Genomic DNA, 17,871 nt, shown 5'->3' with positions numbered 1-17,871 from the left:
GTCCCCAGTCCCCAGTCCCCAGTCCCCAATCACCTATCCCACCTGTTCTAAATACTGGTTAATATCCTCAATCATGCGAGTGAGTTCAGCTTCTGTGGTTAAGCGAATACCAACATTACGAACTGTTAACAGCACTTTTGCTGCAAAGGGAGTAGGCCAGATATTGGGATTACAAAAAACTTCTAAAAATACCTCTCCTGTGTAGCGATACTCTAAAGGAGGTTGGGGAGTAACTTTACTACCAGGTGTAGGTTTAGCTGCAACAGCTTTGAGACTGAGCATTAATTGATCTATTGCTGCTTTTAATTCTCTTGCTGCTGCGGGTGAGAAACTAAAAGATATAGAACCATCTCCTAGATTTAATGTTAAAGGGGTAGAAGACATAGGGCTTTTTGATTAAAACTTCTTAGTAATTACATATATTATCAATTGAAAATTGACAATTGACAATTGACAATTTTTTTATGGGTATGGGATTTTAGCTGACTTTATTTAAAATTAATCTCAATAATTGGGCGAAAAATTGAGAGTTTATGGAGAAGAATATTCGTTACTGCGTAAGACTTTGATACATTTTATTTGTGTTTATTTTTGCTTTAGGTCTTAAAGTAGAAATTATAGATCGTGATATGATCAATGTGCTATGACTTACGATAACCGTGCGGAAGTTAAAAAAGTTTTAATTATTACTCTGCTCCTCAATTTATTCGTAATGGGACTCAAAGCATTTGTGGGGTACTCAACAGGTTCTCTGAGTTTGTTGGCTGACGCATTGCATAGTGTGACAGATAGCGCCAATAATGTTTTAGGATTAGTTGCTAGTAAATTTTCTTCCCCCCGTCCAGATCGAGAGCATCCCTACGGACATCATAAATTTGAAGCTGTGGGAGCTTTAGGAATAGCGGCGTTTTTAGGTATAGCTTGTTTTGAAATTCTCCAAGGAGCTATTGAGAGAATTATTAAAGGTGGTTCAACTGTGAAAATATCGGGTTCTGAGTTGTGGTTATTGCTAATTGTATTAGGAGTAAATATATTTGTGGCGTTCTATGAACGTAATGTTGGTAGGCGGGTAGGTAGTTCAATTTTAATTGCTGATGCTACACATACCATGAGTGATGTGTGGGTGACTATTTCTGTGTTGGGGGGGTTAATAGGAATTTGGTGGTTAAATTTTCAATGGTTAGATGTGGTGTTAGCTTTTCCCGTAGCTTTGTTAGTATTTTGGAGTGGATGGTCAGTTTTAAAAGAGAATTTACCTTGGTTGGTGGATCAGATAGCGATCGCACCTGAAGCTATTCATGCGATCGCAATTTCTGTTCCTGGAGTAATTAATTGCCATGATATCGCTTCTCGTGGTGTTTTGGGTCGTCAAGTTTTTATAGAAATGCACTTAATAGTAGATGCACCAGATGTAGAAACTGCTCATAATATTACCGAAGAAGTAGAAAGTCAACTACAACAACGCTTTAGTCCAGTGAGAATTTTAATTCATGTTGAGCCACCAGCATACAAATCTGAAAGTATTACCTTTGAAAATGGAGCAACTTAACGAAGGCAGGGGGCAGGAGGCAGAAGGCAGGAGGCTTATTGTACGGAGATTTAAACCCTGCTCCAAAAACACAAAATTTTTGCCTTGATTCGGTATAATATTAATATGATTCAATAGATTTTCCATAAACAAAGATTGTAAAAAATTGTGTAAAAAAATAAATTTCTAAATTCTCTACCAATGTATTTTATTACGTCCTTTGTGTGTAGATAATTTATACATTGATTTTCCATAATTATCAGTAAGTATAATCATAAATTATGAATCAAATAAATCAGAACAATATCATTAGTAATCATCTCATTAGTAATTTACTGCCCTCGATTACCTATATCATAATGGCATATATGGTGACATCCAAACTTATCCCCATCCAGCAATTATTTTACTGGATCTGAATTTACCAGGAACTGATGGTAGAGAAGTTTTACAACAAATTAAACAGGATGAAAATTTAAAAAAAATTCCTGTCGTTATATTCACCACTTCTTCTAATCCCAAGGATATTGATATATGTTACCAATACTCAGTTGCTAGTTATATCTTGAAACCTATAGATATCAAAAGACTAATCAAAACTATTCAAGTTTTTTTAACCTATTGGCTAGATATTGTCATTCTTCCTGAGACTTTTAACTAATAACTATGGTGCAACCACGAACTGTTTTAATTGTTGATGATTCCCCTGAAGATCGCCAAGTTTATCGTCGTTATCTCCAGCAGGATCAGGAATATATCTACACAATTTTTGAAGAAGAATTGGGACAGGAAGCATTAGCTTTATGTCGGCAGTTTCAACCTGATGGAATTTTATTAGATTTTGTGTTACCCGACTTAAATGGATTAGAATTTATCACGGAATTAAAACAGCAAACTCATGGCAATATACCAGCAGTAATTATGTTAACAGGGTATGGCAATGAAGCGGTTGCTGTGCAAGCTATAAAAAGTGGTGTTCAAGATTATTTAGTCAAAGGTAAAACAACAGCAGAACTCTTATGTTCAACCGTCAATTCAGCTATTAAAAACGTTAATTTAAGTCAGGAATTACAACGCAGTGAGGAGCGTTTTCGTACTTCTGTAGAAAATATGCTCGATTGCTTTGGCATTTATTCGGCCATTCGCAACCAAAACGGTGAAATAATTGATTTCCGCATTGATTATGTAAATGCAGCAGCTTGTGAATGTCACAGACTCACAAAAGAAGAAATAATAGATAAAAGACTGTGTGAAATACTCCCTGCTTATCGAACTAGCGGTATATTTAATGAATATTGCCGAGTTATAGAAACAGGCAATCCTGTAATGAAAGAATCCCAACAATTTATATACAGTCATAGCCAGAAGCAATTAGCTAGATATTTTGATTTTCGTATTGCCAAAATGAAAGATGGCTGTGTGGTTTCTTGGCGAGATGTCACTGAAAAAAAACAAGCAGAGGAGCGGTTGCGGCAAAGTGAAGCCCAATTCCGCAGAATTGTCGAATCTAATATAGTTGGTATCTATTTTGGTGACATCGGTGGGCAAATTTATGAAGCTAATGATGCCTTTCTGAAAATATTGGGCTACACCCGTGAAGAATTTGCAAATGGCAGTATTCGTTGGGATATGATGACACCTTTAGAATACAAAAATCTAGACAAACAAAAAATTCAAGAACTACAAACTTTGGGAATTTGCACTCCCTTTGAAAAACAGTATTTTCACAAAAATGGTTCTCGTATACCAGTGCTATTAGCAATTGCCTTGATAGAAGGTGAAAAAAATGGCTATAGTGTCTGCTTTGTTCTGGATTTAACCCAACACAAACAAACTGAAGAGGCATTGCGCCAAAGTGAACAATCATACCGTTACTTATCTGATGCCATACCTCAATTGGTGTGGATAGCGAATACTCAGGGTGAATGCGTTCATGTCAATCAAAGGTGGCTAGATTTTACAGGACAAACCCTTGAGCAAGTGATAGGATTTGGCTGGACTAAAATAGTGCATCCAGATGATATTCCCATTGCGATGGAAGCATGGTTAACAGCTTTACAAACAGGGAAACCTTATGAATTTGAAAAGCGTTTGAGAAGATATGATGGCGTTTATCGCTGGTATTTAGTGAGAGCAGTACCCATTAAGGATGAGTGGGGAAGGGTTGTCAAGTGGTTTGGGACGAGTACAGATATTGAAGATAGCAAGCAGTTGGAGGCAGAAAGGGTCCGGCTTTTAGAAATGGAAAAAGCTGCCCGTCTGGAAGCTGAACAAGCGAACCAAGCAAAAGATGACTTTGTGGCGATGGTATCCCATGATTTGCGATCGCCACTCAATGCAATTTTAGGTTGGGCAAACTTACTGCGAACTCGGTCTTTAGATACACATACTATCAATCGTGCCTTAGAAATTATTGAACGAAATGCTCACTCCCAAGCCAAACTTTTGGAAGACTTGCTGAATATTTCCCGCATCCTACGGGGCAAGCTACAGCTTGAAGTCAGTCAAGTTGATCTGGTGTCTATTGTGAATACAGCTATAGAAACTGCTTATCCCACAGCAAAAGCTGAAAATATTTTCCTAGAATCAGTAATTGCTGAGTCAATTCCATCTATTAGGGGAGATGCTCACCGCTTACTGCAAGTTTTGGGTAATTTAATTGCCAATGCTATTAAATTCACTCCTTCCGGGGGAAGGGTGAAAGTGAAACTGTCACTGGTTGACGATCAAGTTACAAAACTCAAATATACTCAAATTACGGTTAGTGATACAGGAATTGGTATTAGTCCAGAGTTTTTACCCTTCGTATTTGAACGCTATCATCAATGCGATGGGCTATCCCCCACCATAGGTGAACGCAATCATAAAAAAGGCGGTTTAGGACTAGGTTTAGCGATCGCTCGTCATTTAGTAGAATTACACGGAGGTACAATTGAAGCCTCTAGTCCTGGTGTGGATAAGGGCGCTACTTTCACCATTAAATTGCCAATTTCTAGTTAAATGATGGTTGTTAAATTAATATCACCGTCATCATCACTTTCACGAGACAGCAGTAAATTCAAACTTTCACCAGAATTTAACCAGCCTGATCTGCGATTTTTAGAATACAAACAGATAGATGTACAAGTTTCATCAATTCTCACTGCTGTTAATCCTGGTAATCCCGCTTCCTCTAATTTCTCATATATCCAAGCCGCAATTGCTTCACTGGTTGGTGATTCCAAACCCGTAGATTCATTTAAATAATAATGATCTAAATAATTATCTAGTAAGGGTTGGAGATATTTTTTAAGATCTGAATAGTCCATCACCATTCCTTGTTTAGCACCTTCTTGCACTAAGGTATTAGCAGATATATAAACGACTCCACGCCAACTATGTCCATGCAACCGGGCGCATTTGCCGTCATGGTAAGGTAACTTATGTGCTGCCTCAAAGCGAAATTCTTTACCTATTAACCATTGATTATTAGTCATTCTACTCCTGTATATTATATATATATTATATTTGTGTATTGACAAATAAAGTGTTTCATAAAAATTCAGCTATCAGTAATCAGTATCGAATCCTTCCTCTTCCATATTGAACTCAACTCGACTTTGTATAACAATTTCTTCAATAACTTTTATCCCTCTCTGCAATTCTAATACTTGGTCAAAACGCAGTATTAGCTGTGGAATATTTATAATTTCTTCTATTGCTTCCATATATCTATTAACTACAGCATTTATGGTATATCTTAATCTTGCTTGTTCCTCAATTATTTTTAGTAAATCTTCTATTGATTGCTCAGTTTTGATCACGAAAGTAATTGGATATTTTTGGACTTTATCAATATCTAAAAAATATTTACCTGTATCTATCGTTTCTGTGACTTGAAAAAACCTACCAAGAGGTTTCATTACAAAATCTATACCCCCATCATTAGCATTTGTACGACCTGTTTTATAAAGAGATAAATATTCCGCAGTTAGTTCATCTGGAGACCACCCCCAATATATTTTTTGTTCTCCATAATACTCTTTTAAAATTGCATAACTAACAATTTCAAAAACTCTTGCATCTTCTTTTGGGTTTATTAATTCTTTAATAAAATTAATTGCAGCCTCTGGTTTTTTCTGCTGTATATCAATCATTTCTTGGCAGCGTTCCATAAAACTAGTAAATGCTTGTGTTCTTGCTTTTATATAGGCATCTATAATTTCTTGAACTGCTTGAGCAATATTAATTGTTTTATTTTCAATTGTAAGTTTAAGTAAATTTTCATTGATCCAATATCGGTTAGTTTTAATATCTCGAATTATTGGCAAATAAATAGATGTCGAAAAATATTTTTTAAATTCTTCATTCAAACGATTATTCAGAGCATGATTTTGAAGTTTATTTCCAAAAGGTAGTTTTCTTTGTCTCTTTAAAAGTTCTGTATATTTTGCACCTTCATAATTTTCATAGCCGGTTTTAATATGAAATTCATTTCGCAAATAATCTTCAACTAAAACGTATATAGCATAATGATTGGCAAAACTGGCTCTTGACTTTGAGCCACGATTTGCAGCCTTTGTTTTAATATTGATATACTGTAATAATTGACTATTACTCAAAACAATCTCTCCATATCCCGGAAAATATTCATCCAGGATATCAATTATTGTTTGAGTAAATTCATGCCGGACTATTTGCATCAAAAAGACTCCCTTGAATAAAGTCACAATCTAGTTTTTTACCATTTTTATTTTTGATATGATGGTTTTTCTGTGGTGATAAAAGTTTTTCTCCTTGATATTCTGTCCATGCTAAAACCCGTCTTAAACCAATTTTTACATATTCTGCTTGCAGTTCAATACTAATAGATTTTCTTCCTAAACGTTTAGCTACAGCAGCAGTTGTAAAAGTCCCCGCAAAGGGATCAAGTATTAAATCTCCTTCATTACTACTTGCTAACATCATTCTTTCTATTAATGATTCTGGTTTTTGTGAAGGATGATTTTCATATTCTTTCATTTTATATCTCACACGAGAAAAATACCAAACATTCCCAGGAACTTTTTCTGTCTTATAAGCAGTGGGAACAGATTTTCTGTAATCAATCAATTGACGTTGTGAACCAGTTTTTGCTTCAATTTTGATATCATCTGCGTTAAAAGTATAGTTATTTTTATCTTTCACACAATATAAAATGGGTTCATACATTGAACCAAAGTATTTTTTAGCTTGAACTCCCGAACTGTCATAATGCCATATTATCCGACTGAGAATAGTTAATTTTTTTCTCAAGTAAATATCAAAATAAGGCATTGCTTGGGTACTAGACATTACATAAATTGTGCCATTTGGTTTGAGAATACGAACACACTCATCTAACCATTGATAGGACCAATTTAAATATTCTGCTTCAGATTCCCATTTATCATGAAAATCACCAAACTTTTTACCTATATTATAAGGCGGATCAATAATAATTAAATCTACTGATTCTGAGGAAATATGATTCTTTAAAACGTTAATTGTGTCACCATGAAATATGATATTTCCTTGTTGTTCATAAGATTGAATCATACTTGAAATCATACATAATTAGGGTTTGCTGAAAAAGTATTTTTTAGGAGGTAGGAAATAGTTAATCAAATATTCTTCAAGTTCTATCAGGTCTTGATATGATTAAACCGCAAATAACGCAAAGATAAGAGAGTTAATTTTATTTTTTTCCTAATTTCCAATTTTCACCACCTGGTAATTGAGTTAAATAATTATCAATGACTGCTGGCAACTCTTTAACTGAGTAATTATAAGTGAGTCTTAATAAATTTTCTGCTTGTTCAATTATTTGTTCTTTATCTACCATTTCTGTCAGTTGAAAGGGGCTGTAAATACCATTCATTACTTCTTCACTGGCATCTCTAATAGCTTCTTCAAATTCATCTTCTAAGATTGGTTGCCATTCATCTATTTTCACATAATAGGAGGTTTTATTATCCTGTAAATTTATTTTTTTTATTTCTCTAACTGAACCACGAATTGAATTTGCCCAAGAATTAGTTAAGCGTTTTTCTATTTGATTTTTAATCAAATGAATTATTAATCTTACTAGGAATGATTGGATATTCCTAAAAATTGCTTGTCTACTCATTCCCTCTAATTCGTCTACTATAGCTAACGCATCTGTATAACGCTGTTCTAAAATACTATTTCTGAGGTCTATTAATTCCTGTGTCATATTTTTTATACTAGCCTCAATTTACATTCTTGATAATTTCATTTTCACTAGATTTAATATTACCAAGTTTCTTATATTATAGCAGGAGGCAGGAGGCAGGAGTTATGTATTTTGGATTTTGGATTTTGGATTTTGGATTTTGGATTGTTTTTGTTAACTCCAATCTAAAATCTAAAATCTAAAATCTAAAATCTAAAATCTAAAATTTTCTTCCCCTGTCACCTGTCAACTGTCACCTATTCCCATTCTATAGTTCCAGGTGGTTTGGAGGTGATATCAAACACCACACGGTTAACACCTTTCACTTCATTAACGATCCTGGTAGAAATTGCCTCTAACACATCATAAGGTACACGCGCCCAGTCTGCTGTCATTCCATCTTCACTGGTGACTATCCGTAAAACTATGGGGTAAGCATAGGTTCTTTTATCACCCATTACGCCCACACTACGAATAGGTAATAATACGGCGAAGGCTTGCCAATAGTCGTGATATAAGCCTCTTTGGTTGATTTCTTGACGGACAATTAAATCAGCATCACGTAAAATATTTAACCTTTCGGCTGTCACTTCGCCTAAAATCCGAATCGCTAAACCAGGACCGGGGAAAGGTTGTCTTTGAACAATTTCTTCTGGTAAACCAATGGAACGGCCTACTTTACGAACTTCATCTTTAAAGAGTTTCCGCAAAGGTTCAACAAGTTTAAATCTCAAGTCTTTGGGTAAACCACCAACGTTGTGATGACTCTTAATTTTCACTGCTACTCGTTCACCGGTTTTCGGGTCAACGTTAGTGTCAGCAGATTCAATCACGTCTGGGTAAAGTGTACCCTGTGCTAAATAGTCAAAGTGACCAAGCTTTTTGGATGTTTCCTCAAAAACGCGAATAAATTCATGACCGATAATACGGCGTTTTTCTTCTGGATCGGTAATACCTGCAATAGCAGAAATAAAGCGATCGCGTGCATTGACATACTCTACGTGAATATGAAACTGTTCTTCAAACAATTTTATCAATCTTTCTGGTTCTAATTTCCGCATAAAGCCTTGATCAATAAACACACAGGTTAATTGATCACCTATAGCTTTATGTAGCAAAAATGCCAAAGTAGAAGAATCTACACCGCCAGAAAGTGCTAATAATACCCGTTTATCTCCCACTCTAGCGCGAATTTCCCGAATTGCTTCTTCTACAAAAGCCGCAGTCGTCCAAGTAGGTTCACATTCGCAGATGTGGTAAACAAAGTTACGAATTAATGCTAAACCACCCAGGGAATGTACTACTTCAGGATGAAACTGTACACCATAAAATTTTTTATCATGGTCAGCAATGGCCGCACAGGGAGTATTTTCTGTATGTGCTAATAATTCAAACCCTGGTGGCATTTTTGTCACTGAGTCACCATGACTCATCCACATGGTTGTACCATCTTCGACGTTGGTTAACAAGTCCGTGGGATCATCTATATATAATGATGCTTTACCATATTCACCCCGATCCGCTTTGGTGACTTCTCCTCCCAGTTGGTTAACCATCAACTGCATCCCATAGCATACACCTAAGATGGGGATGCCTAATTTCCAAATTTCTGGATCACAATGGGGCGCGTTTTCGCTATAAACTGAATTGGGACCACCAGATAAAATTATCCCTTTGGGGTTGAGTTTCTGTAAATGTTCTGCTGTGGTGCGATAGGATAGCACTTCAGAATATACTTGAGTCTCGCGGATACGTCTAGCGATTAGTTCTGAATATTGAGAACCAAAGTCTAGAATAACAATCATTTGGCGATTTAACTGCCCCAAATTTTCCTGAGTTTGGGGTCCTGCTTCGGTTGGTAGAGTCACCGCTGTATTCATGATGGTGAGAGTGTGTCTTTGATAGTAAAAACGTCAGTTACCATTTCCGGCTTTTTGGGCTAATAGCTTTTTAGGCTAATAATGGTCGAGAAACCTAAAATACAGCAAATTTCATGTTGATGAGGTACACAAGGTTGGGTAAGGATATCCAACCCACATAAGTAAATAATATGAAAATGTGTACTACATTATACTGATATATTACTGTATATAGATACGACTATGGACGCACCTATTGAGCCGATAAATTTGGCTTATTATTAACCGCGAAAAATCACTCTGGAGTAGGTATACAAAAAATTATTTATTTGCTTTATTTATGATTATTCATATTAAGTTAACATAATTTTTCCATTAAGACACAACCAGTTTTACTCTTGATGATAATTTCTCGGTTGCGGTCGAAAAGCACAGAACCGCATACTGTGGTGTTAATATCTTGGTCAAGATGACTTTTGATATATTCTTGAGAGCGAGTATCAATGGTTTCGGCAATGCTGCCATAAACTTGATCAGTCCAATTACTAGCAGTTTTGCTATCTAAGTCTCGGAGATGTTTTAAAGCTGCTTCTGCGGTGGGACTGTGAAATACTACCTCTACTTCGGCAGATGGTAAACCCAAGATAGCACAATGGGCAGCTAAAATTTCCCGTCGGCCATCTGCCAGGTGGTGATGGGTGTGAAAAATTCCCCCTGCTAGTTTCATTAATTTTCCATGATAACCAAATAATAAGATTTCTTGGACTCCTAAAAGATTTGCTTCTACTAATAAAGGTCCTAACCAGTTGGCGGTTTTTACCAGTTGTTGCGGGTTTATTCCCTGTTTTTGTGCTAAGTCTAAGCCATTTTCGCCAATACAAAAAACTAAACTTTGAAACTCACTAGCTTTGTTTTGTAAATCACTGCGAAAAGCTGTTAGTTGATCTGGTGTGCTTAAAGGTTGGGAAATACCGCTTGTTCCTAATAAAGAAAGTCCTTCAACTACTCCAAAAGCAGCGTTAGAAGTTCTCACCGCCAGCGATCGCCCTTCTGGTAAAATAATTGTGACGATGATTTTTTCCCCTGGTGCTAAAAGTCGCTGCAAGTTTTCCGTTAACAACTTTTGAGCATAAGTATAAATTGCAGCTTTTTGTTCACCATTAATTTGCTTGCCAACTCCTTCTCCACCTTTAATAACAACACTTTCACCTTCTCCGTGATACCATTCTACTGTTGCCCAAATTGGTGTATTTTTTGTCAAGTCTAGATTATCACCCGGATCACTGCGAGTAATAGCTAAAGCTGCATTTTCCGATATTCCCGCTACTTGCTCAATTGGTATTTCTGCTATTTCAGCAGGTGTAATTAAATCAATATTAATTACATTTAATGGTTGACGATGACGCAACCAATGTAAAGCCGCAATAGCAGCAGCACCAGCAAAAACGGGGAGAGTGTAACCAGAACGGGACATGATAATTGATAATTGATAATTGATAGTTGATAGTTGATAGTTGATAGTTGATAGTTGATAGTTGATAGTTGATAGTTGATTAGGTTATTTACTTCCCCTGCTCCCCCTGACTTCTCCATCTCCCCATCTCCCCACCTGCTGTCACCTGTCACCTGTCACCTAAACTAAACACCTACTTCTAACAATAAAGCTTCCATAGCTTCCCAAGAAATACCTTGTTGAATATAACGGGGAGATTCAGGATTATAAGGACTGGCTATGCGGTCAATAGCTACAATTATGGCATCATCTGGTAATATCGGTACATCTGGATCAAAAGCTGTGGGACGCATCAAAGAACTAGAAAATCCCTTGAAAACAGCAATTTTATCTTGTTCATCAGCAATATTGATGGTTACTAATAGAACTTCTTGAGGTCGTTTGACGGTGTATTGTTCTAGTCTTTTACCAATGGAATTATTCATCAAAAGGATATTTTACAAGTTAATTGAGTATTTGCATTATTTATTTTTTTTATACGAAACAATCGGGTTGAAAACCTAGCCTTTTCAGGGGAAAAGTTTTGGTATCGGGGTATAAATCCCCCTCAACTAAGCTTCCTGCCTCTGCCTTATTTAATATGTTACTACTGTGTGGCGTTTCTGCCATGTTTACCTAGTTTTACTAATACAAAATAGCTGAGATAAACTACATAAATTACTAAGCCAATTATACCCAAAAAACCAAGAAAAGCTGGTTTGCTATTATAATGGAAATAATCTTTAAACATTAATGGTGCTTCTAACCAAACTCTACAGTAATTAGATTTGAGGGCATTTTCTGAAAAAGCACAACTTAAGAAAGGTGCAAAACTAATTACACCTAACAGGGAATAAATCGTCATTGCCCAACGCCAAGATGTGAAAATTAATTTCAAAATACTTTTCGGTTGATACTCAATTTCATCGTTGATATCAACCCAAAACCAAAGAGAAATGGGAATGAGAATACGAGCCATTAAACCAGTGATAAAACTGACTGCCAACCCACCAATCATTAAGTAAACTGTGATGGCCAATAAACTGGCAACCCGCCAGTAAATTATTAGCAAGCGTTGTATACCATCTGCTTTTTGTACAAATGCCCAAATCAGAAGAATCAGGGGAATAATTAAGCTAAATAATAATGCTAATCTATAATCCATCCAGACATAGGGGCGAAACCAAAGTTGTGGCATAGTTTTTATTAGTTAATACCGTAGAATTAAGGTTGATTTTGTAAGCATTCATCCGTCAGCTATCAGTATCCTGCCTCCTACCTTCGCTAAAGGAGGCAACAAGCAAAAGACAAAAGACAGAAGTTTTATAATTTTGACTTTTTACTTTTGACTTTTGACTTTTGACTTGATTTGTCTCCTGATCAGGTTTATGACCAGTGATTTGAGAGATGATCAAAACAATCGGGTCTAAAACCGGACTTCGTGCGGCTACGCTAATGCTATTGAAGGACAAAAGTTTTTGGAGGGGGTATAAACCCCATGACAATAACGGACTCCTGCCTCCTGCCTTAGTTAAGAGTGATTAGCTAAATCTCTAGTCCTCGTAAAGCCGACACTCATCTGCTTCTGGGTTAGCATCACAATATGTTTCTAAAGAGGTTTTGGGTTTATTTTGACGCTGGTGAGCAGCTTCCGCTTGCAATTCTTCGACTGCATCCCAAGCAGCAGCACATTCTGCGGAGTTGCTGCCGGAAATATCACAGACAACACGAGCTTGTTCAACTTCAGCTTGAATTGTTTCTTGAATGGTTTTGGTTGTTTCTTGAGTGTTTGTCATTGCGTTAATCTCGCTGGGTTTTGTTTATACTAAGTAGAGAAAATCAAAAATTGCGGTTTTTGCTTTAATGTTCGCTTACTATTCTAACCACTGAGTTGCTCAGTTAGACTGCGATGGTGATTATCGCCTACTAATACAGCAAATTACCACAACTATACCCGGATTTCTCTTGATGTTTTCAGATTTGGCAGGGTATAACTACCGAAAAAGAAGCATACAATATATTTAATATTTAAATGAATATAGGAGTAAACGCCCCATTCAGCTTGTCAATTCTGATAAGATGCAATATCTCCCTCGATAACACAAACTACTAGCCTCAACACAAAAACAAGTCCAGCAATCATGGCAGACCAAATGCAGTGGGCAAATGCCCTATCAACCCGTCATTCTTTGGAAGCAGCTGTTTCAGATGTGGTAGAACAAGCTGTTTCATCTTTAACAGCACCTGCGGATCTGGGGCTGGTATTCATTTCGTCTGCTTTTGCGAGTGAGTATTCCCGACTTCTACCATTGCTGGCAGAAAAGCTGTCTGTACCAGTGCTGATTGGTTGTGGTGCTGCGGGTGTGGTGGGGACGAACTCAGAAAACCAAATTCAGGAAATAGAAGGGGAAGCGGCGATTAGTTTGACGTTGGCGCATCTTCCTGGTGTCGATGTTCGCCCTTTTCATATTTTGGGCGATCAGTTACCTGATTTGGATAGCTCACCAGATGCTTGGATTGATTTAGTGGGTGTGCCACCATCATCTGTACCCCAGTTTATTTTGTTGTCTAGTGCTTTTTCTTCAGGAACTAATGATTTGTTGCAGGGCTTGGATTTTGCTTACCCTGGTTCGGTGGTTGTGGGGGGACAGGTCGGCGGAGGTTTTGGCAGCGATCGCATCGGCTTATTTTGTAATGGTCGTCTCTATCGTCAGGGTACTGTGGGTGTGGCTTTGAGTGGTGATATTGTGCTGAAAAGTGTTGTCGCTCAAGGATGCCGTCCTATTGGTGAACCATTACAGGTGACTAAAGCTGAACGCAATATTATTTTGGAGTTGGATGAACAAGTTCCTTTGACGGTGTTGCGAAATTTAATTGATCGCCTCAGTGATAAGGAAAAAATGCTGGCGCAGCATTCTTTGTTTGTGGGGTTGGCAATGAATGAATTTAAGCTTTCTTTAAAGCAAGGTGATTTTCTCATTCGCAACTTACTAGGAGTAGATCCAGCCGCAGGGGCGATCGCTATTGGCGATCGTGTCCGTCCTGGTCAAAGGTTACAATTTCATTTGCGGGATGCTCAAGCCTCTGCTGAAGAATTAGAATTTCTCTTGCAAGAATATCAAGCTGAAAATAGCAATTCATCCTCTGCTTTAGGGGCGTTAATGTTTAGTTGTGTGGGACGTGGTACAGGACTTTACGGAAAACCCAATTTTGATTCCCAGTTATTTAGTAGTTATTTCCATGACATTCCTATGGGTGGTTGTTTCTGTAGTGGTGAAATTGGTCCTGTGAGTGGTAGAACTTTCCTCCACGGTTATACTTCAGTTTTTGCAATTTGTAGAAGAAGGTGACTGGTGACTGGTGACTGGTGACTGGGGAAGATTTTTAAATATTACCAATTCCCAATTACCAATTACCAATTACCAATTACCAATTACCAATTCCCAAGCAATAGCTTACTGTTATTATCTATGGGGCTGGGATGTCCAGTGTGAGTAACTGCACTATATTTTTGAATGTAACGACGGACTTCTAAAGGAAAGTTGGGATAGTCTATTACTGCATCCCCATCGGCGATAGTTGCCCAAAAATCCCGTAAATCTGGGGCTAGTTGCTGTGCTTGGACTAATGGTAGATTTAAGGGAGGTAAAGTTAGTAATTTGATTAAAAAAGGGAAAGAGCGATCGCCCATCCATTGTTTTGATGATTCTTGCAAGTTAGGAAAATCTGGTACTGATTCCACGCGATGAGAGACTATTTGTAACCATTCCTTACCTAGATGATCTCGTTCAAATTCTAAAACACGGTAAGGATGGGGATAACTAACTAATGAACCAGTGGTAATATCATAGACTCCATCACTACAAGCTACATCTTGAACGTGCAAATGTCCGGTAAATACTAATCTCACTCCATGTTTACGCAGTAATTTTATAAGTTCTGGAGCATTTTCCAACATATAACGATTTGCCATTGGATGATTTGATTGATTTGGCAAATGTTCGACAACGTTGTGATGCACCATCACCAAAACTAAATCATTGTTAATTTTTGCTAGTTCTGTTTCTAACCACTGAAACTGCTGCTGATCTAAACGTCCTATTTGTTTACCATCCTCATCAAAGGTGTTAGAATTTAAACCTATTAGCCGCACTCCGGGCAATATTTGACAATTGTAGTAAGGTTGGTGTGGGTTTTCATAACCAAACTTGCGGTAATAATGGGGAAAATCTGCAAAACCAATTGATTGCTTGTTTGCCATCAATACAGGAACATCATGATTACCAGGAACAACATAAACCGGAAAAGGTAGTTGAGCAAGTCTGTTTGCTAACCACGCATGATTTTCTGGTTCACCGTGTTGGGTTAAGTCTCCGGGAATCAGAAGAAAATCTAAATCAAGTTGTGTTAAATGTTCTAGTACACTTTCAAAGGCGGGAATACTGACTTCCACTAAATGAAATCGGCTGGGATGATCCCAAATTGTATGGGGTAGTGCAATGTGTAAGTCACTAACTATAGCAAAACGAAAGTTGATATCCATTGATTTAAAAAAATGTTAAAGCCGAAAGAGTAAATATACCCTTTTTACAAAAGTATAACTCTTGCCTTGTCTAGTTACGTACTAGCAACCAGACTTAATATTTGTAAACATTTATGTTTAACTTTTATTAGCGAAATTTTAGTGACAGGAGTAGTCAGAAGTAGTCAAAGGAGTATTTATTATGGCTGTGATTCGAGTTCGTCAGCACGTTAACCCCCTAGCGAGAAAATTTCAAACCCCTGTTGATCCCCCAGCATGGGAAAAAATCTATGCACAGTATCAACAACCCTTACATTTAGATATTGGATGTGCGAGGGGTAGGTTTTTACTTCAAATGGCACAGGTAGAAACAAACTGGAATTTTCTAGGTTTGGAAATTAGAGAACCTTTAGTTATAGAAGCAAATAGGATAGTTTCTGAGTTGGGTTTAACAAATTTACATTATTTATTTTGTAATGTGAATAATTCTTTGAGTCCAATTTTATCTACTTTAAAACCAGGAATTTTACAACGGGTATCAATTCAATTTCCTGATCCTTGGTTTAAAACTCGTCATGCTAAACGGAGAGTAGTACAACCAGAGTTAGTTGAAGAATTAGCTAGTTATTTGGCTGTGGGTGGGGTGGTATTTTTGCAATCTGATCAGGAATTTATTGCCGTGGAAATGTGCGATCGCTTCCAAGAACACCCAGCATTTGCAAAAATGGGAACAGAAAAATGGTTAGCAGAAAACCCGCTTCCTGTGCCTACAGAAAGGGAAATTGCTACACAAAATAAAGGTGAACCTGTGTATCGGGCTATGTTTGTAAAGCGTTAAATTTCAATTTTAATTACAGGTAAAATAACTATGAAAGTTGTTCCCACATCAATTTGACTTTCAAATTTAATTTCTCCACCATGCGCTTCCACACATTTTTTCACAATTGCTAAACCCATACCTGTACCGGAAATACCGCTGACATTTTCACCACGATGAAAGGGAATAAATAGTTGATTTTGATCTTTTGTCGAAATACCAATTCCCCAATCTTGAATTTTGAAGGTTGCTGTTTTTTCTTGTCTGGTTAATTCAAATTTGACTTTGCTATCAGGGTAGGAATATTTAATAGCATTACTAAGGATATTTCCTAAAATATGCCGTAATAAATTTTCATCCCAAAGAGTTGAGCTAAAGTCACCAGAACTGGTAAATTCTATAGTTACTTGTTTTTCTAAAGCAGTTAAATGAGTATCTTCTAATATTTGATGACAAAAAGCTTCTAAATTTAAAGGATAAAGTTGACATTGTAATTTGCCAGAATCAGCTTTACCAATAAAGGAAACTTCATCCAATAATTGTGCCATGTTTTTAATAGCAGAACGAATTATTTTTAGATGATTTAATTTTTTTTCTTGGGTTAATTTTTCATCGTTGTTTTGTAGCAATCCCGCAGCTAAAAGTATCGTATTCAAAGGATTACGAATGTCATGGGAAAGCATAGAAACAAATTCAGTTTTAAACTGATATAGTTCCTGGGCTTTTTCCAGTTCAGCAGTTCTTTCTTCAACTGTGATTTCTAATGTTTGATTGACTGTGCGTAATTGTTCTAAAACTTGTTTTCTGGCGATCGCATACTGAACTGAACGCACTAAAACATCTGGCTTTACTTGTCTTTTGACTAAATAATCTTGCGCTCCCTGTCTCACAGCTTCTATTGCTAATTCTTCATCATTGATATTAGTAAGAACAACAATAGGTGTGCTGGGTGCTTGACTCATTAGTAAGGGTAGGGATGATAATCCTTGACTATCAGGTAAGGTTAAATCTAACAAAATTACGTCATAGTTTTGTTGGCTTAATTCATGAAATGCATCTCGTAATCTTTGAACATGAACTAAACTAAACTCTTTTGATGGGGATTGCTTCAAAAACTCTTGTAACAACCTAGCTTCCGCCAAGTTGTCTTCAATTAACAAGATTTTTACCAAGCAAGTTGCAGTCATTATTTTCCAGGAGTCAGGAGTTCAGGAGTTCAGGAGTTCAGGAGTCGTAAGGGCGAAGCATTCGGGCGATAAATTATCAATTTTTATCACAGGTTATTTTCCTGTAAGGGCGAAGCATTCGGGCGATAAATTATCAATTTTTATTACAGGTTATTTTCCTGTAAGGGCGAAGCATTCGGGCGATAAATTATCAATTTTTATCACAGGTTATTTTCCTGTAAGGGCGAAGCATTCGGGCGATAAATTATCAATTTTTATCACAGGTTATTTTCC

General features: G+C 36.9%; 17 protein-coding genes and 1 pseudogene. 6 read left to right on the top strand and 12 right to left on the bottom strand.

Annotation, left to right across the window (positions count from 1 at the left end):
* Nucleotides 1-33: 33 nt before the first annotated feature.
* Nucleotides 34-384 (bottom strand): hypothetical protein, encoded by a 351-nt coding sequence (locus tag PN497_RS15220; RefSeq protein ID WP_096568307.1) that lies wholly within the window; start codon nt 382-384, stop codon nt 34-36.
* A 259-nt stretch (nt 385-643) separates the two neighbouring features.
* On the opposite strand from PN497_RS15220, the gene PN497_RS15215 reads away from it, so the two are divergent.
* The 3 genes and pseudogenes from PN497_RS15215 (at nt 644) to PN497_RS15205 (ending at nt 4,528) form a co-directional block, all read left to right on the top strand.
* Nucleotides 644-1,549, top strand: a complete 906-nt coding sequence (locus PN497_RS15215; RefSeq protein WP_096568305.1) for a cation diffusion facilitator family transporter — start codon at nt 644-646, stop codon at nt 1,547-1,549.
* A 316-nt stretch (nt 1,550-1,865) separates the two neighbouring features.
* Nucleotides 1,866-2,189, top strand: a pseudogene (locus tag PN497_RS15210) (response regulator); the annotation flags it as partial.
* Nucleotides 2,190-2,194: 5 nt separating this feature from the next.
* On the top strand, nt 2,195-4,528 hold the full coding sequence (locus PN497_RS15205; RefSeq protein ID WP_096568301.1) for a PAS domain S-box protein: 2,334 nt from the start codon (nt 2,195-2,197) through the stop codon (nt 4,526-4,528).
* On the opposite strand, the gene queD is transcribed toward PN497_RS15205, so the two are convergent.
* From queD to PN497_RS15160, 9 genes are all read right to left on the bottom strand, one after another.
* Nucleotides 4,525-5,004 carry a 6-carboxytetrahydropterin synthase QueD gene (queD, locus tag PN497_RS15200; RefSeq protein ID WP_096568299.1) on the bottom strand — a complete coding sequence of 160 codons (480 nt, stop codon included), beginning with the start codon at nt 5,002-5,004 and terminating at the stop codon, nt 4,525-4,527. The genes PN497_RS15205 and queD overlap by 4 nt on opposite strands.
* 72 nt (nt 5,005-5,076) lie before the next feature.
* The gene (locus tag PN497_RS15195; protein ID WP_096568297.1) at nt 5,077-6,210 is read right to left on the bottom strand and encodes a restriction endonuclease; all 1,134 of its coding nucleotides are present in this window, start codon (nt 6,208-6,210) and stop codon (nt 5,077-5,079) included.
* Entirely contained in the window at nt 6,191-7,096 is a 906-nt protein-coding gene (yhdJ, locus tag PN497_RS15190) for an adenine-specific DNA-methyltransferase (protein WP_272110575.1), read from the bottom strand. The genes PN497_RS15195 and yhdJ overlap by 20 nt, the downstream gene beginning before the upstream one ends.
* Before the next feature lie 127 nt (nt 7,097-7,223).
* Nucleotides 7,224-7,742, bottom strand: a complete 519-nt coding sequence (locus tag PN497_RS15185) for a DUF29 family protein (RefSeq protein WP_096568293.1) — start codon at nt 7,740-7,742, stop codon at nt 7,224-7,226.
* Between the two features lie 236 nt (nt 7,743-7,978).
* Complete coding sequence (gene guaA, locus PN497_RS15180) at nt 7,979-9,601, bottom strand: glutamine-hydrolyzing GMP synthase (protein ID WP_096568291.1); 1,623 nt, start codon at nt 9,599-9,601, stop codon at nt 7,979-7,981.
* A 337-nt stretch (nt 9,602-9,938) separates the two neighbouring features.
* Nucleotides 9,939-11,054 (bottom strand): cobalt-precorrin-5B (C(1))-methyltransferase CbiD, encoded by a 1,116-nt coding sequence (gene cbiD, locus PN497_RS15175; RefSeq protein ID WP_096568289.1) that lies wholly within the window; start codon nt 11,052-11,054, stop codon nt 9,939-9,941.
* Between the two features lie 164 nt (nt 11,055-11,218).
* On the bottom strand, nt 11,219-11,518 hold the full coding sequence (locus PN497_RS15170) for a DUF7734 family protein (protein WP_096568287.1): 300 nt from the start codon (nt 11,516-11,518) through the stop codon (nt 11,219-11,221).
* Between the two features lie 161 nt (nt 11,519-11,679).
* The gene (locus tag PN497_RS15165) at nt 11,680-12,270 is read right to left on the bottom strand and encodes a DUF3177 family protein (protein ID WP_272110572.1); all 591 of its coding nucleotides are present in this window, start codon (nt 12,268-12,270) and stop codon (nt 11,680-11,682) included.
* A 355-nt stretch (nt 12,271-12,625) separates the two neighbouring features.
* Nucleotides 12,626-12,868 carry a Calvin cycle protein CP12 gene (locus tag PN497_RS15160; RefSeq protein WP_096568284.1) on the bottom strand — a complete coding sequence of 81 codons (243 nt, stop codon included), beginning with the start codon at nt 12,866-12,868 and terminating at the stop codon, nt 12,626-12,628.
* Nucleotides 12,869-13,213: 345 nt separating this feature from the next.
* On the opposite strand from PN497_RS15160, the gene PN497_RS15155 reads away from it, so the two are divergent.
* Nucleotides 13,214-14,422 (top strand): FIST signal transduction protein, encoded by a 1,209-nt coding sequence (locus tag PN497_RS15155; RefSeq protein WP_096568282.1) that lies wholly within the window; start codon nt 13,214-13,216, stop codon nt 14,420-14,422.
* A gap of 83 nt (nt 14,423-14,505) precedes the next feature.
* On the opposite strand, the gene PN497_RS15150 is transcribed toward PN497_RS15155, so the two are convergent.
* Nucleotides 14,506-15,615: a metallophosphoesterase family protein gene (locus PN497_RS15150; protein WP_096568280.1), complete on the bottom strand. Its 1,110-nt coding sequence runs from the start codon at nt 15,613-15,615 to the stop codon at nt 14,506-14,508.
* Between the two features lie 181 nt (nt 15,616-15,796).
* Here PN497_RS15150 and trmB point away from each other — a divergent pair, with 181 nt between their 5' ends.
* Entirely contained in the window at nt 15,797-16,432 is a 636-nt protein-coding gene (trmB, locus tag PN497_RS15145) for a tRNA (guanosine(46)-N7)-methyltransferase TrmB (RefSeq protein ID WP_096568278.1), read from the top strand.
* On the opposite strand, the gene PN497_RS15140 is transcribed toward trmB, so the two are convergent.
* Nucleotides 16,429-17,598, bottom strand: a complete 1,170-nt coding sequence (locus PN497_RS15140; protein ID WP_096568276.1) for a hybrid sensor histidine kinase/response regulator — start codon at nt 17,596-17,598, stop codon at nt 16,429-16,431. The two genes, trmB and PN497_RS15140, sit on opposite strands and share 4 nt — an antisense overlap.
* Here PN497_RS15140 and PN497_RS15135 point away from each other — a divergent pair.
* Nucleotides 17,555-17,871: hypothetical protein (locus PN497_RS15135; protein ID WP_272110570.1), on the top strand; the 317-nt coding region annotated here is incomplete at its 3' end. The two genes, PN497_RS15140 and PN497_RS15135, sit on opposite strands and share 44 nt — an antisense overlap.

This window comes from Sphaerospermopsis kisseleviana CS-549, assembly GCF_028329225.1.
Lineage (GTDB): Bacteria > Cyanobacteriota > Cyanobacteriia > Cyanobacteriales > Nostocaceae > Sphaerospermopsis > Sphaerospermopsis kisseleviana.
The sequence above is the reverse complement of the archived record's forward strand: the minus strand, read 5'-3'. Positions and strand labels throughout refer to the sequence as shown.